Raw genomic sequence first — 14,903 nt, 5'->3', positions numbered from 1 at the left:
ACGAGCCGCTTCCGCTCTTCTTTATTACATTTTTTCTGGTGCAGATACTCCTACGATTGCTAATGCATTTTGAAGTGTCGTGCGTACTGCTTTCATTAATTCGTAACGAGCTTTACTTAATTCTAAGTTATCTTGGTTTAATACTTTTTCTGCATTGTAGAAGCTGTGTAATGCTGCAGCTAATTCAAATGCATAGCTTGTAATGCGGTGTGGCAGACGTTTTTGCGCTGCATCCGCAACTACAGCCGGGAATTCACCAAGTTTTTTCAGTAACTCTACTTCTTTCTCAGAAGTAACAAGTTTGTAATTCACATCTCCGCCTGTAGCTAATCCTAACTCTTCACCTTGACGAAGGATACTGCATACACGAGCATGTGCATATTGTGCATAGTATACTGGGTTTTCATTAGATTTTGATACAGCTAAGTCCATATCGAAGTCTAAATGAGAATCACCGCTACGCATTGCGAAGAAGTATCGCATTGCGTCCACGCCTACTTCTTCCATAAGCTCACGAAGTGTAACTGCTTTACCTGTACGCTTACTCATTTTCATTTTTTCACCATTTTGGTACAGTTGTACCATTTGGATGATTTCTACTTCAAGTGTTTCTTTATCGTAACCTAGTGCTTGAATAGCAGCCTTCATACGAGGAATGTAACCGTGGTGGTCAGCACCCCAAATGTTGATTAGCTTATCGAAACCACGCTCTAATTTATCACGGTGATAAGCGATATCTGGCGTTAAGTATGTGTAAGAACCATCATTTTTAATTAATACACGGTTTTTGTCGTCACCGTAAGTCATTGAACGGAACCAAGTTGCTCCGCCTTCTTCAAAGATTTCGTCACGCTCTTTTAATACAGCAAGAGCCTGATCAATTTTTCCGTTTTTGTATAATGATGTTTCTGAGAACCACACATCGAAGTTAACACGGAAGCTTGCTAAATCTTTTTGAAGTTTTGCTAACTCATATTTTAAACCGTATGAACGATAGAATTCATAGCTTTCTTCTGCATCAGCTTTTGCATAACGATCGCCAAACTCTTCAGCTAAACGTTTACCGATTCCAATGATGTCCGCACCATGGTAACCGTCTTCTGGCATTTCTTTCTCTAAACCTAAAGCTTGCATGTAACGAGCTTCAACAGAAAGAGCTAAGTTATGAATTTGGTTACCAGCATCATTAATGTAGTACTCACGAGATACATCATATCCTGCTTTTGCTAATACGTTACATAAAGTGTCACCTACTGCCGCACCACGTGCATGTCCTAAGTGAAGATCACCTGTTGGATTCGCAGATACGAACTCAATTTGTACTTTTTCACCTTTACCAGTATTCGTTTCACCGTATGCTTCACCAGCGTTGACGATTGTTGGGATTAAGTCTGTTAAGTAGCTATTATCCATGTAGAAGTTAATGAAACCAGGACCAGCGATTTCAATTTTTTCAATAGAAGCTTTTGCTTTATCGAAGTTTGCAACTAAGTCTTCTGCAATCATACGAGGTGCTTTTTTCGCAACGCGTGCAAGTTGCATTGCCATATTTGTAGAGAAGTCACCATTTGTTTTATCTTTTGGAGATTCTAATACAACGTTTGGAATTTGTTCTTCTGTCGCTAGTTCTGCCTTTAATACAGCAGCTTGAATTTCTTCTTTAATCAATCCTTTTACTTGTTCTAAAGAATTCATTATTTTGCCTCCTTCAAATTAAGTGTAATTGTATATCTGCCAGCTTCTTGTTCACTTAGAAGCAATGCGTACGTTAAGAAGAGTTGTCCTTTTTTCTTTTCATCCGACCATTTAAAAAGAACGTTATCAGTTTTCGTTTGCAATGCAAACGTACCAAGTTCACTCGTATACGTACCAGTTGTCCATTCACCTTTCACATGCGTCTGACGCATAGAAATAGCACCTGAACGCATAATGAGAACTTGTTCATCTTGAATTTTAATAATTGTTTTCACTTCGCCTTGTTCGTTCGGCTCTTGGAATGTTATATATGTACCTTGACCTTTTACATAGTATTGACCATTTGCTTCAAAAGCAACGGTTTCCTTCCTCGCCCCTTCACGGATTTCTGTTACGAAATGAACGTGTACCGGCAAGCCTGCAAGTTGTTTCTTCACGTCTTGCACACCCTTCAAATGTTATAGATATTAAATACTACTTATAATAAATCACTTTTCCTATCATATCAAAAAAAGACTCTGTCTGTCTGCTGAAAAATCAGGAAAACTCCTTTTCAAAAAATAATTCACCTTCACTTTATTTCATATGTTAAAATATTTTTTAAATCTAAATATTCTTTCATTTTAAGGGGTGAATTTGGTGCTACCAACAAAATTAAAAAAAGGTGATGAAATAAGGGTTATTTCACCATCTTGTAGTTTAAGTATTGTCTCAAATGAAAACAGAGACCTTGCTATAAAAAGATTAACCGACATAGGCTTTCAAGTTACATTCTCAAAATATGCTGATGAGATAGATCGATTCGCCTCCTCTTCTATTTCTTCACGAGTTCAAGACCTCCACGAAGCATTTAGAGATCCTAATGTAAAAGCCATTTTGACGACACTTGGCGGATACAACTCTAATGGTTTATTGAAACATCTCGATTATGATTTAATTCGAGAAAATCCGAAAATTTTCTGCGGTTATTCTGATATTACCGCTTTAAGTAACGCGATTTATGCTAAAACAGGCTTAGTTACATATTCAGGTCCTCACTTCTCTTCATTTGGAATGGAGAAAGGGCTCGATTATACGACCGATTACTTTTTAAAGTGCTTAACTTCTCATGAACCTATTGAAATACTACCAGCTGAAACTTGGAGCGATGACTCTTGGTATATGGATCAAGAAAATCGAGAATTTATTAAAAATGAAGGATATGTTTCAATTCAAGAAGGGGAAGCGATGGGAGATATTATTGGTGGCAATATGAGTACATTTAATTTACTGCAAGGTACACCATATATGCCAAGCTTACAGGGCAAAATTTTATTTATTGAAGAGGATAGTTTAACAGGAAAATCTACCCTAAAAACTTTTGATCGATATTTACATTCTCTTATGCAGCAACCTGACTTTGAACATGTAAAAGGCATTCTTATAGGACGAATGCAAAAAGGAGCAGAATGTATGATAGAGGACATTCAAGAAATGATTGCTTCAAAGCCTGAACTTGCTCATATCCCTATTATTGCGAATGCCAGTTTCGGACATACAACTCCAATCTTTACTTTCCCAATTGGCGGAAGGGCAAAAATCATTTCTAATAAAGAAAGTTCAGCTATCACCATTTTAACGCACTAAAAAAGGAGCGAACGATTCGCTCCTTTTATGGTTTTTCTATTTTTTGCAACGCTTTTTGCGGGATTGATTCTTTCGAGATTTCAGCCCATCCTTTTCCCTGCATACCTTTTGCATAAATTTTTATAAAAGCACCCGTATGCAATTCACGGTTCACCATTCTTTTAATAACTTGTAACTTTCCATCTTCTGTATACCCTTTAAATGTATACAAATATTCATCGTCTTTTTTCTCACTTTTATCTATAACAGCATAATAATCTTGTATTTCTTTATTTGAAAAGAAGTTGTCTACAAAAGCATGCACACCTTCTGTTTTCGTGTTTAAATAATATGCTGTTCCACCTAAAATAATGGCGAACACAGCTAAAACTTTAATTACCAATTTCATAAATGCGCCTCCTGTTTGCACTGCTTTCTCACTAGCCGTATGTCTATACCTGTATTATACGAAAAAAGGCATACTATACTCTATCGAAATGCCTTACACTTTCCTTACATTATTGTAAGAGTTTTTCACCTTACAGCAATTTCCCAACAAAAAATTTTTCCGTTTAACAAACTTTTATATTATTATTGAATGATACAAATTTTTATTACAAAAATCAAAGGAGACAATTTTCAAATGGCTATCTTGCAAGGTTTAGCACTATTACTTGTTGTACTTTGTCTATTTACACTTTTCAGTTACCGTGCGCCTTACGGAATGAAAGCAATGGGCGCTTTAGCTAATGCAGCAATCGCAAGTTTTCTTATTGAAGCATTTCACCGTTATATTGGTGGAGAAATGTTTCATAATGACTTTTTACAATCAGTAGGAGTAGCTTCTGGTAGCATGAGCGGTGTCGCAGCGGCAATTTTAGTCGCATTAGCAATCGGTGTCTCACCCGTATACGCTGTTTTAATCGGTATAGCTACTAGTGGATTCGGTATTTTACCAGGATTTTTCGCTGGATACGTTTGTGCTTTCGTCGTGAAATTTCTCGAAAAGAAATTACCAGCTGGTGTAGAATTTTTAGCAATTCTATGTATTGCCGCACCAATTTCACGTGGAATGGCCATGCTTATGGATCCACTCGTTAACGCAACACTCGGTAAAATCGGTTCTATGATTTCAGTTGCGACTACAGAAAGTCCTATCATTATGGGTATTATGCTTGGTGGATTAATAACAGTTATTTCTACATCTCCATTAAGTTCTATGGCACTAACTGCAATGCTTGGATTAACTGGTTTACCAATGGCAATTGGTAGTCTTGCGGTAGCAGCTTCTGCCCCAATGAACTTCATTTTCTTTAAACGACTAAAAATCTGTTCAAAGAAAGATACAATCGCCGTGGCAATCGAGCCGTTAACACAGGCCGATGTTGTCTCAGCAAATCCAATTCCTATCTATATGACAAACTTTGTTGGCGGTGCGCTTGCCGGTATTATTACGTCGCTATTCCAGCTCGTTAATAATGCACCAGGGACAGCATCACCAATTCCAGGACTTCTCGTACTGTTCGGATTTAATGATGTAATAAAAGTAACGATTGCTGCCGTATTATGTGGAATCGTTACCACTATTGTTGGATACGTCGGTTCCATTGTGTTCCGCAAATATCCAATCCGTTCTGCTGATGAAATTCGCGGAATTACTTCGGAAGAGAAAGTTGCGTAAAGAAAGGGAGCTATTCTCATCGTTTGAGAATAGCTCTTTTTTATGTCGCTTGACGGTAAGTGAAATTATACTGAACACAACTCCGCATATATCGACTTAACTACTAAATAAGACAATAATAACCTACCTATTAATAAAAGAAGCCGACTCAAAACACTTTTTGAGTCGGCTTCACTTTTACTTTATCCAGCTACAGCGGCTAGAATGATCGGTGGCTTCGCTTCTTCCTTCGAGACAAAAAACGCCTCTACGTCTGAAGCTCCATCCCCCTCACATTCTGAGCGAGCTGCCTACGCTTTTATTTAACCCAACCGAGCAGCATTTCCCGCACGAATTTGCTTGCTGCGATTGGTGTTTGATCACTATGATCGTAGACTGGAGCTACTTCTACTAAGTCTGCTCCGACTACTTTTATATTTGAATTTGCAATTGCTACGATGGACTCTAATAGTTCTTTAGATGTGATACCTCCAGCTTCTAATGTTCCTGTTCCAGGAGCGTGAGCTGGGTCTAATACGTCGATGTCAATTGTGACATAGACTGGGCGTCCTGCAAGTTTCGGTAATACTTCCTTTAACGGTTCTAATACGTCAAATTTATATAAGTTCATACCTACTTCTTTTGCCCATTCGAATTCTTCCTTCATTCCAGAACGAATACCGAAAGAATATACGTTTTCCGGACCAATTAAATCGCACACTTTACGAATTGGTGTAGAGTGGGATAAAGGCTCTCCTTCATATGACTCACGTAAATCAGTATGAGCATCCATATGGATGATTGCTAAATCCGGATATTTTTTTGCCATTGCCTTAAAAATTGGCCAAGACACTAAGTGCTCTCCGCCGAGACCTAGTGGAAACTTACCGGCATCTAATAGTTTTGTTACATATTCTTCAATCATGTCTATGCTGCGCTGTGGATTCCCAAATGGTAATGGGATATCACCCGCATCAAAATATTTTATCTCTTCTAGTTCACGATCTAAATACGGACTATATTCTTCAAGACCGATTGATACTTCACGAATACGTGCAGGGCCAAAGCGAGATCCTGGACGGAAACTTACTGTCCAATCCATAGGCATCCCGTAAATAACTGCCTCTGACTCTTCAAAACTTGGATGACTTTTAATAAATACTTTACCTGAATAAGCTTCATCAAAACGCATATTCTTTTCCTCCTTATGTGGAACTTAAGGTATCCCAACCTTTCACTATTTCTCAAATTTGGAGCGCATTGCTCCTCTTTCTCGATTTACCTGGGCCTTCTTGTTATCACAAGAAGACTACTTCATTTGTAGCAGTGTAAGTAACTAGCATGTTCAAGCCTTCTAGACAAACACCTTAAATGAGTTACTTACACTTTATTTATTTCAATTTAACGCTCTTACTTAATTAAATCGCCAACAAATTTCGGTAATGCGAATGCTGCATTGTGTAATTCTTTTGTGTAATATTTCGTTTCGATTTCATGGAAACGCTCTTCACTTACTTCTAATGGATCATGTTTTTTAGATCCGATTGTGAACGTCCAAAGTCCACTTGGATATGTCGGAATGTTTGCTGTGTATAGACGAGTAATTGGGAAAATCTCTTTTACGTCTTTAAACACAGTTGTAATTAGTTCTGGTGTAAACCAAGGGTTGTCCGTTTGAGCAACGAAAATACCATCTTCTTTTAACGCTTTAGAAATTCCAGCGTAGAAGCCTTTTGTAAATAGGTTTACTGCTGGGCCTACTGGCTCAGTAGAATCTACCATAATTACGTCATATTCATTTTCGCTTTCTGCGATGTGTAGGAAACCGTCTCCTACTTTTACTTCTACACGCTCATCATCTAATGCGCCTGCAATTGATGGTAAGTATTGTTTAGAGTACTCAATTACTTTTCCATCAATTTCAACAAGAGTTGCTTTCTTTACGCTTGGGTGTTTTAATACTTCACGAATAACACCACCATCGCCACCGCCTACTACTAATACGTTCTCAGGGTTTGGATGTGTAAATAAAGGTACGTGCGCTACCATTTCATGATAAACGAACTCGTCCTTTTCTGTTGTCATAACCATGCCATCTAAAATAAGCATGTTTCCGAACTCTTCCGTTTCAACCATATCAAGTTTTTGGAATTCTGTTTGCTCCGTATGTAATGTGCGGTTAATACGCGCCGTAATTCCAAAATGCTTTGTTTGTTTTTCAGTGAACCATAGTTCCATCGTACAATCACGCCTTTCAATGCAAATTTATAATAGGGACATCATTAATGTCCCCTAACAAAAATAAAACAAAACATCCAAAAAGTATAGTTAAAAGTACAAAAATACCGAAAATATATTTTAGTCAGAGGGTTCTAACATATATGTGAAAAGGGATTGCTCTGTAATAGGAAAGAAAACCCTTTCTTAAGAAAGGGTTTTTGTCTCTATTTCTACCGGTTTACGAATCGGAATTAAGATCATTACGCAACCAACTAACACAACAATTCCACCGACTAAAAACGGACTTTGTGGTGAAACTGTATGACCGATGACCCCTGATAAAATTGGAGCAATCGCGCCTCCTAACCAACGAACGAAGTTATAAACACCTGATGTAACAGATCTTTCATAAGGTGAAATATCCATTACATAACTTGTAAATAACGCGTTATTTAAGCCTGATGCTAATCCTGATAGAACGATTAACACGATTTGTAACCACATGATTTTAACGAAGAATAGTGCAATTAAGAAAATCGCAAATACGAGTAAACTACCTTTTAACAATGTTTTTGGTTCATATTTACCTTCTAGCTTATGCGCTAAAATTGCTGATCCGTAAGCTAATGCTAATCCCCATCCGCAAAATACAAATCCTAATTGAATAGCAGATAAATGCATAATAAGTGGTGAATATGCTAACACGACGAAAAATCCGTAGTAATATAACATCCCAGAAATGGCACCTTGCATAAACGGTTTATACTTCACCAGGTTAATTAATTCTCCTACGCCTGCTGCTTTACGCTTCACTTTTCGCTCCGGTTCTTTTACAAAAAAGAAAACTAAAATAAATGCTAAAGAAATTAAAATACTCGTCGCAAAAAATGGGTAACGCCAAGAATGTCCACCTAATATACCACCTAACAATGGGCCACCTGCCATCCCTAAACCGATAGCTGCTTCATATAATCCTACTGCTTCATGAACTTCTTTACTTAATGCAATTAATAATGTCATCGCCGTTGCAAAGAACATCGCATTTCCTAATCCCCACCCCGCGCGGAAAAGAGATAATTGAGCAATCGTTTGCGATATACCACATATAAATGCAAATACAGTTACAATCGCAAGACCGATCGTCATCATTCGTTTATCACCAAATCTTGATGCAAATATTCCAGCTGGTAACATCATAATTGCCATCGTTAAAATATATGCTGTAAATAACATCTCGACTTGCCAATGCGAAGCACCAATTTGTTCAGCAATACTTGGTAAAATTGGGTCGACTACTCCTATACCTGAAAAGGCAAGGAAGGTAGCCACCACTGTAATCAATCTCCCTAATTTTTGTTTGCTCTCCATTTTGATTACTCTCCTTTTGTATTCTCTAAAAATGTAACTGCACGGCTTAAACTATCCTCTAGCTCTGCCTTAACACGCTGCATTTGCTCCATTTTTTCGTCTAACGTTTGCACTTGTTTTTCAAGCATCTCTTTAATTTCTTGAATCACTTCACGGTCACGCGGATTCTCACTATTTCTTCTTTGTTCCATTCTTTCTTTTAACGATAAGAAATGTTGCATTTCTTGAAGCGTAATTCCTAGTACTTCTTTCGCTTCCACAATCCTTTTAATTCTCGCAATGTCCTCGTCTGTATACAGGCGAATGTTCCCTTCACTGCGTTCTGGGGGATGAATTAAACCAATTTCCTCATAATAACGAAGTGTACGCTTTGTTAAACCAACTTGCTTTGTTACTTCATCAATTTTATACATGTGTATTCCTCCCTTCACCGATTATTACATTTTACGTTAACGTTAACTTTTGTGCAACTGTTATACTTTTGTAAATGTTTGTCATATGAATTGTATTTTTCTCAAAGCAGTTTCATAATGAAAGAAAAGAGATGATAAGGAGATTTTCACATGAATAAACCACTTATTTTCGCTCACCGCGGGGTAAAAGGAACACACCCAGAAAATACGATGATTGCCTTCCAAGAGGCTGAACGCATTAGTGCTCACGGAATTGAACTTGATGTTCATCTATCAAAAGATGGTGAACTAGTTGTTATTCATGATGAAACGGTGGACCGCACAACAAATGGCGTGGGACTTGTTTCTGAGAAAACTGTAGAGGAATTACAAGCTTTAGATGCTGGTAGCCATAAAGATCCTTCTTTCCATGAGGCGAAAATCCCAACATTACGAGAAGTATTTATTTGGCTCTCTACAACAAATTTACAACTTAACATTGAATTAAAAACAGATGTTCTTCATTATCCAAATATTGAAGAAAAAGTTGTTGCTCTTGTTCGTGAATATCATCTATCCAATCAAATTGTATTTTCATCATTTAACCACGATTCCGTTTCATTATTAGCAGAAATTGCTCCAGAAATTCCAAGAGCGATTTTGTACGATACACCACTTGCAGATCCTATTGCTGAAGCAAAAAGGCGCGAGGCGACTGGATTACATCCAAACTTTCAATTATTAACGAAAGAGTTTGTCCAATTAGCACAGGGGCAAGGATACGTTTTTCGTCCTTACACTATTAATGAATATAAAGATTTACAAACTATGATTGACTATGGTGTAGATGTCATCATTACCGATTGGCCAGCACGTGCCTTTGAGCTCCTTTCTTAATTGAAGGGGCTTTTTTGTTTTCAAAATTTCATTGTTTAAAATAAACGAAAACCCTCAATACTAATACAATAATGCTTGTATTAATGAGGGGCTGAAAAAGATGGATCAAACTATGAATCCAAAACTTAAAAAATATAAACGTCTTTTCTTCACCGTAATGTTTTCTTGTGTTCTTTTTTTCGTTTTTTCCTTTTTTATTATCATTATAGCTGCAAAAATTATGGGGCCTCCCCCTGTTGCAGTGCCGCAAACGAGTGTCTTTTACGCTAATGATGACACTGTTATAGGACAAAGTAATGAAACACAAAAGCGCTATAATGTATCTCTTGATGAAATTTCTCCTTATGTAAAAGAGGCAACACTATCTATTGAAGATCAACGATTCTACAAACATCATGGATTTGATATAAAGCGCATTGTTGGTGCCATTGTTGCCGATTTAAAAGCAATGGCAAAAGTACAAGGTGCTAGTACTATTACACAACAGTATGCTCGTAACCTATACTTAGATCATGATAAAACGTGGAAGCGTAAACTATTAGAGGCAATGTATACCGTTCGCCTTGAAGTGAACTATAATAAAAATCATATTTTAGAAGGATATTTAAATACAATTTATTACGGGCATGGTGCTTACGGAATCGAAGCTGCTTCTCGCCTGTATTTCGATAAAACTGCAAAAGAATTAACATTAGCAGAAGCGAGTATGCTCGCAGGCATTCCGAAAGGACCTAGCTTTTACTCTCCCTTTTTAAAAGAGGAGCGTGCTAAAGGGCGTCAATCTCTCATACTAGATGAAATGGTAGAACAAGGTTATATTACAAAACAGCAAGCTGCCTCGGCAAAAAAGGAACCGCTAACTTTCGCCTCATTAGATACGAAAAAAGTGGCAGAGGTCGCGCCTTATTTCCAAGATGCTGTACAAGCTTCTCTTCTTCGTGATATCGGATTAGATGAGCAAGCCTTACAGCGAGGCGGCTTACGTATTTATACAACGCTAGACCCTAAATTACAATCTGTAGCAGAGCAAGCTGTAAAAAATCATATACCTGAAACAACAAACATCCAAACTGCCCTCGTCTCTATGAATCCAAAAACGGGTGAAGTGGCTGCCCTTGTTGGTGGAACTGATTATAATACGAGTCAATTTAACAGAGCTACACAAGCCACTCGTCAGCCCGGCTCTACATTTAAGCCATTCCTATATTACGCAGCCTTAGAACGAGGATTCACCCCTGCTACGCGCTTAAAAAGCGAATACACTGTATTCACTTTAGGTGACGGTGTTTCCAAATATAAACCAAAAAATTATAAAAACTATTATGCAGACGACTTTGTGACAATGGCACAAGCACTCGCTGTTTCTGATAACGTATATGCTGTGAAGACAAATCTATTTTTAGGCGAAGACATTCTTACAAAAACAGCGAAGCAATTCGGTATTACTAGCGCATTAAAAGATGTTCCGTCTCTTGCTCTCGGCACATCTCCTGTAAAACCAATTGAAATGGTCAATGCTTATAGCATGTTTGCAAACGGCGGGAAAGAAGTAAAACCAATCTTTATAAGGCGCATCGTTGATCATGAAGGAAATATGCTATACGATGCTCATTTAGAAAGTAAACAAGTTCTAGATAAAAGCAAAGCCTTTGTGATGGAAGAAATGATGGCAGGTATGTTTAATAAAAAACTAAGCAGTTATGCCGCTGTGACCGGCCAATCGATGTTATCAAAACTATCAAGAACATATGCTGGAAAGTCTGGTTCTACAGAAACTGATAGTTGGATGATTGGATTTACCCCGCAGCTCGTAACAGGGGTTTGGATTGGATACGATCAACCTAAATCCATTTCAAACGTAGCAGAACAAGGATACGCAAAAAAAATATGGACCGATACAATGGAAAAAGGATTAGATGGACAGCCTAAACAAGAGTTCAAACAACCAGCAGATGTTGTTGCAGTCGATGTTAATCCTGAAAACGGTAAGATTGCTACAAAAAATTGTCCCATTTCTGTGAAAATGTATTTCGCAAAAGGTACAGAGCCAACAGAGTATTGTATGGATCACGTTGATGATAAGGAAGAGTTCGAAAAGGTTAATGAAGAGAAGAAAAAGACGGGTTGGTGGAAAAAATATCTCCCGTGGTAAAAAAATAGCTGACGGAAATCCGTCAGCTATTTTTATTCGCCTAATAATGCGTGGCGCAATTCTTCACTAGATTCGTTCCAAATTGCTTCATTATGCTCTTTTAAGAATGTACCAAGTACTTTTTTAGATGATTCATCCATATGATCAATCATGATGTGACGCTTTAGGGATTTATCCATTTTATTTACATGCTCTGGAAGTGATTTATATCCGCGGCGAATTTCACGATCAACTGTCATTTCACAGGCTGTTGCACCTGCGTAATAAGCACCGTTTGGTGTTCTTTCAATTGTTACCCAAACAAGCCAAAACGGTTTTCCGTTTGGAACTTCATCTTTATTTGTTAAAAACTTAATTCCTTTTTCTACTGTACTACGCGCATGCATCGCACCGATATCAACGAACGCAGTTTTCTCTAATACATCAACAAATACAGGAGAAATATTTTCTAAACTTAATGCCCCAACGCCAAAACCACCATGTCCATCTGTTGAATCATTTTTCACGATATTAAAACCGATTTTTTTCTTTTTCTCTGTCATATGTAAACTCCTCCTCGCTTAATGATTAAAAAAGCCTGAAAATAGGCGCAATGATATTTTGTAAAAATACTAATACATATGGAATAACAACATTGAAAATAGGTTGAATTGTGTAATTGCTAAGCGGTGTAATAACAAGAATTAATAACGCAATTGATCCATACTTTTCATACTGTGTCATTTTCGCACGAATATTTGCTGGTGCTAAATCTTCCACAACGCGATAACCATCAAGTGGCGGGATTGGTAATAAATTAAATACAAGTAAAACAATATTAAGCATAATAAAAATTTGGAAAAATTGATCCAGCGTATCTGCTACTGCAAGTGGCATCGCATCTAACACACCAAACGTTATTAAGCTATACCAAATAATTAAACCAATTGCACTTAAGATAAGATTACTTATCGGTCCCGCAATAGAAACTAATATTCCCGCAAGACGCGGTCTTTTAAAGTTATACGGATTAACAGGTACTGGTCTTGCCCAACCGAATCCAAGAATTAGTACAGCAATCATACCGATAGGATCTAAATGAGCCATCGGTGATAACGTTAAACGTCCTTGCTTTTTCGCTGTATCGTCTCCAAATTTATATGCAACATACGCATGTGCAAATTCATGCACAGATAGCGCAATAATAATTGCCATTGCTACCAATGGAATTTGTTGCAATGGGTATCTAAATAACTGATCCATAACTCATCTCCTCTTCCATATGTCAAAAAAAGAAATTATTTGTTTTTCCGATTGTTCTTCCTCATAATCCGCTATAATAAGAGTGTAACTTACATAAAAGGAGCGATTATACATGCCATACGTAACAGTGAAAATGCTAGAAGGACGCACAGAAGAACAAAAGAAAGCTCTTGCTGAGAAAGTAACAGCAGCAGTAAGCGAAACAACTGGTGCTCCTGAAGAAAACATCGTTGTTTTCATCGAAGAAATGTCTAAAAACCATTATGCAGTTGGCGGAAAACGCTTAAGCGACAAATAATTTCAAGTTTTTTCATAAGAAGCAGCTCTTAGCTGCTTCTTATTTCTTTCCTTCTAACAACTCGATAATTCTCTCTTTATATTTTCCTTTTCTTCCATCTTCATAGATTAAATCATGCGGATAGAATAGCTTTTGATCCGTTCGCTTCTTACCTGTAATCGCCTCAACAATATCCGATTCACGCGAAAGCTCTCTAAGTTCCCCGTTCGGCATAAGAAGTAAGATTGGCAGACGCTCTTCTTCTTCTCCTGCGCGGTAAAAGTCATACGGTAAATCCGATGTTGAATCCACAACTAAGTAATACTCTGGATCGAGTCCAATCTTTTTAAATAAGCTACTTAGCTCCATCCAATTATCTAAACCGTGCTTATCTGTAAACTCTACATATTTAAATAGATTTCGATTCATAAAACGGCGGCATAAGTCACTTAAAATCGGATCTTCTTCGTCTTGCCATACTTGGAAGTAATAATACATTACGTTCTCGTCTAACTTTAAATAATCCTCTACTGTCACTTCTTCTTCAAATAAAGAATAGAAATGAACAGGATGATTTTTAAACGCATAATACTTCTCATGCAGTGATTTAGCTCGGTGTAAAATCTTCGTTAAAATTACTTCTGCACTACGTGTTACCGGATGAAAATATACTTGCCAATACATTTGATAACGGCTCATAATATAATGCTCTACAGCATGCATACCACTATTTTTAATGACAACTTGATTACCGTACGGGCGCATGACACGCAGTATACGTTCCATATCAAAGTTCCCATACTTTACACCAGTAAAATATGCATCTCTTAATAAATAATCCATACGATCGGCATCAATTTGGCTCGAAATCATACTAATCGCTAATTTATTAGTAGATGTTTTCGCAATTACATCTGCTACCTTTTGCGGGAAATCCTTATCCACACGGCTTAACACACGATTAATTTCCGTATCACCAACGATAATCTTTTGCGTAAATTTCTCATGATCTAACGAAAATACTTTTTCAAACGAGTGAGAAAATGGGCCGTGACCGACATCATGAAGTAATGACGCACATAAACATAACAATCTATCTTCAGCATTCCAGTTCGGTCTGCCATCAAACACATCATCAATCATACGACGAATAATTTCATATACACCTAACGAATGAGTAAAGCGACTATGCTCTGCACCGTGAAATGTAAAAAATGTCGTACCAAGCTGCTTAATACGGCGCAAGCGTTGAAATTCTTTCGTTCCGATTAAATCCCAAATAACGCGATCACGCACGTGTACATATTTATGTACTGGGTCTTTAAACACTTTTGTTTCGCTGAGTTTGTCGTTTAAATATACCACTTTCCGACATCCCCCTTTCTTTACTGCATT

Annotated in this window: 15 protein-coding genes; 5 read left to right on the top strand and 10 right to left on the bottom strand. The window is 37.5% G+C overall.

Annotation, left to right across the window (positions count from 1 at the left end):
- Positions 1-24: 24 nt before the first annotated feature.
- Both argS and MR066_RS20840 read right to left on the bottom strand, forming a co-directional pair.
- Positions 25-1,695: an arginine--tRNA ligase gene (gene argS, locus MR066_RS20845; RefSeq protein WP_002143903.1), complete on the bottom strand. Its 1,671-nt coding sequence runs from the start codon at positions 1,693-1,695 to the stop codon at positions 25-27.
- Complete coding sequence (locus MR066_RS20840) at positions 1,695-2,132, bottom strand: YwiB family protein (RefSeq protein ID WP_002089794.1); 438 nt, start codon at positions 2,130-2,132, stop codon at positions 1,695-1,697. Before MR066_RS20840 ends, argS begins: the two co-directional genes overlap by 1 nt.
- Positions 2,133-2,334: 202 nt before the next feature.
- On the opposite strand from MR066_RS20840, the gene MR066_RS20835 reads away from it, so the two are divergent.
- On the top strand, positions 2,335-3,321 hold the full coding sequence (locus MR066_RS20835) for a S66 family peptidase (RefSeq protein ID WP_242248401.1): 987 nt from the start codon (positions 2,335-2,337) through the stop codon (positions 3,319-3,321).
- Between the two features lie 25 nt (positions 3,322-3,346).
- Here the strand turns inward: MR066_RS20835 and MR066_RS20830 are convergent, their stop codons facing one another.
- On the bottom strand, positions 3,347-3,709 hold the full coding sequence (locus MR066_RS20830) for a YxeA family protein (protein ID WP_002130097.1): 363 nt from the start codon (positions 3,707-3,709) through the stop codon (positions 3,347-3,349).
- 234 nt (positions 3,710-3,943) lie between these two features.
- On the opposite strand from MR066_RS20830, the gene MR066_RS20825 reads away from it, so the two are divergent.
- Entirely contained in the window at positions 3,944-4,981 is a 1,038-nt protein-coding gene (locus MR066_RS20825) for a PTS sugar transporter subunit IIC (protein ID WP_002016349.1), read from the top strand.
- Between the two features lie 298 nt (positions 4,982-5,279).
- Here MR066_RS20825 and speB read toward each other — a convergent pair whose 3' ends face one another.
- From speB to MR066_RS20805, 4 genes are all read right to left on the bottom strand, one after another.
- Positions 5,280-6,152 carry an agmatinase gene (speB, locus tag MR066_RS20820; RefSeq protein ID WP_002034863.1) on the bottom strand — a complete coding sequence of 291 codons (873 nt, stop codon included), beginning with the start codon at positions 6,150-6,152 and terminating at the stop codon, positions 5,280-5,282.
- Between the two features lie 218 nt (positions 6,153-6,370).
- Complete coding sequence (gene speE, locus MR066_RS20815; RefSeq protein WP_000424693.1) at positions 6,371-7,198, bottom strand: polyamine aminopropyltransferase; 828 nt, start codon at positions 7,196-7,198, stop codon at positions 6,371-6,373.
- A 186-nt stretch (positions 7,199-7,384) separates the two neighbouring features.
- A complete protein-coding gene (locus MR066_RS20810) occupies positions 7,385-8,548 on the bottom strand; it encodes an MFS transporter (protein ID WP_242248400.1) in 1,164 nt (387 codons plus the stop codon).
- A gap of 5 nt (positions 8,549-8,553) precedes the next feature.
- Positions 8,554-8,961 (bottom strand): MerR family transcriptional regulator, encoded by a 408-nt coding sequence (locus MR066_RS20805; protein WP_002016353.1) that lies wholly within the window; start codon positions 8,959-8,961, stop codon positions 8,554-8,556.
- Between the two features lie 150 nt (positions 8,962-9,111).
- Here MR066_RS20805 and MR066_RS20800 point away from each other — a divergent pair, with 150 nt between their 5' ends.
- Positions 9,112-9,837 carry a glycerophosphodiester phosphodiesterase gene (locus MR066_RS20800; protein WP_002034922.1) on the top strand — a complete coding sequence of 242 codons (726 nt, stop codon included), beginning with the start codon at positions 9,112-9,114 and terminating at the stop codon, positions 9,835-9,837.
- A 100-nt stretch (positions 9,838-9,937) separates the two neighbouring features.
- Positions 9,938-11,989 (top strand): transglycosylase domain-containing protein, encoded by a 2,052-nt coding sequence (locus MR066_RS20795; RefSeq protein WP_242248398.1) that lies wholly within the window; start codon positions 9,938-9,940, stop codon positions 11,987-11,989.
- Between the two features lie 32 nt (positions 11,990-12,021).
- Here the strand turns inward: MR066_RS20795 and MR066_RS20790 are convergent, their stop codons facing one another.
- Together MR066_RS20790 and MR066_RS20785 are read right to left on the bottom strand one after the other, a co-directional pair.
- Positions 12,022-12,531: a YwhD family protein gene (locus MR066_RS20790; RefSeq protein ID WP_002016357.1), complete on the bottom strand. Its 510-nt coding sequence runs from the start codon at positions 12,529-12,531 to the stop codon at positions 12,022-12,024.
- Positions 12,532-12,556: 25 nt separating this feature from the next.
- Complete coding sequence (locus MR066_RS20785; RefSeq protein WP_002016358.1) at positions 12,557-13,231, bottom strand: site-2 protease family protein; 675 nt, start codon at positions 13,229-13,231, stop codon at positions 12,557-12,559.
- 112 nt (positions 13,232-13,343) lie between these two features.
- Between MR066_RS20785 and MR066_RS20780 the strand changes: the two genes are divergently transcribed.
- Positions 13,344-13,529, top strand: a complete 186-nt coding sequence (locus MR066_RS20780) for a 2-hydroxymuconate tautomerase (protein ID WP_001147171.1) — start codon at positions 13,344-13,346, stop codon at positions 13,527-13,529.
- Between the two features lie 39 nt (positions 13,530-13,568).
- Here the strand turns inward: MR066_RS20780 and MR066_RS20775 are convergent, their stop codons facing one another.
- The gene (locus MR066_RS20775; protein ID WP_002143908.1) at positions 13,569-14,873 is read right to left on the bottom strand and encodes an HD domain-containing protein; all 1,305 of its coding nucleotides are present in this window, start codon (positions 14,871-14,873) and stop codon (positions 13,569-13,571) included.
- Positions 14,874-14,903: the final 30 nt, after the last annotated feature.

The sequence above is a fragment of the Bacillus cereus group sp. BfR-BA-01523 genome (genome assembly GCF_022662615.1).
Classification (GTDB): Bacteria; Bacillota; Bacilli; order Bacillales; family Bacillaceae_G; genus Bacillus_A; species Bacillus_A mycoides.
Note: the sequence above shows the minus strand (reverse complement) of the source record. Positions and strands in the feature narration are given on the sequence as shown.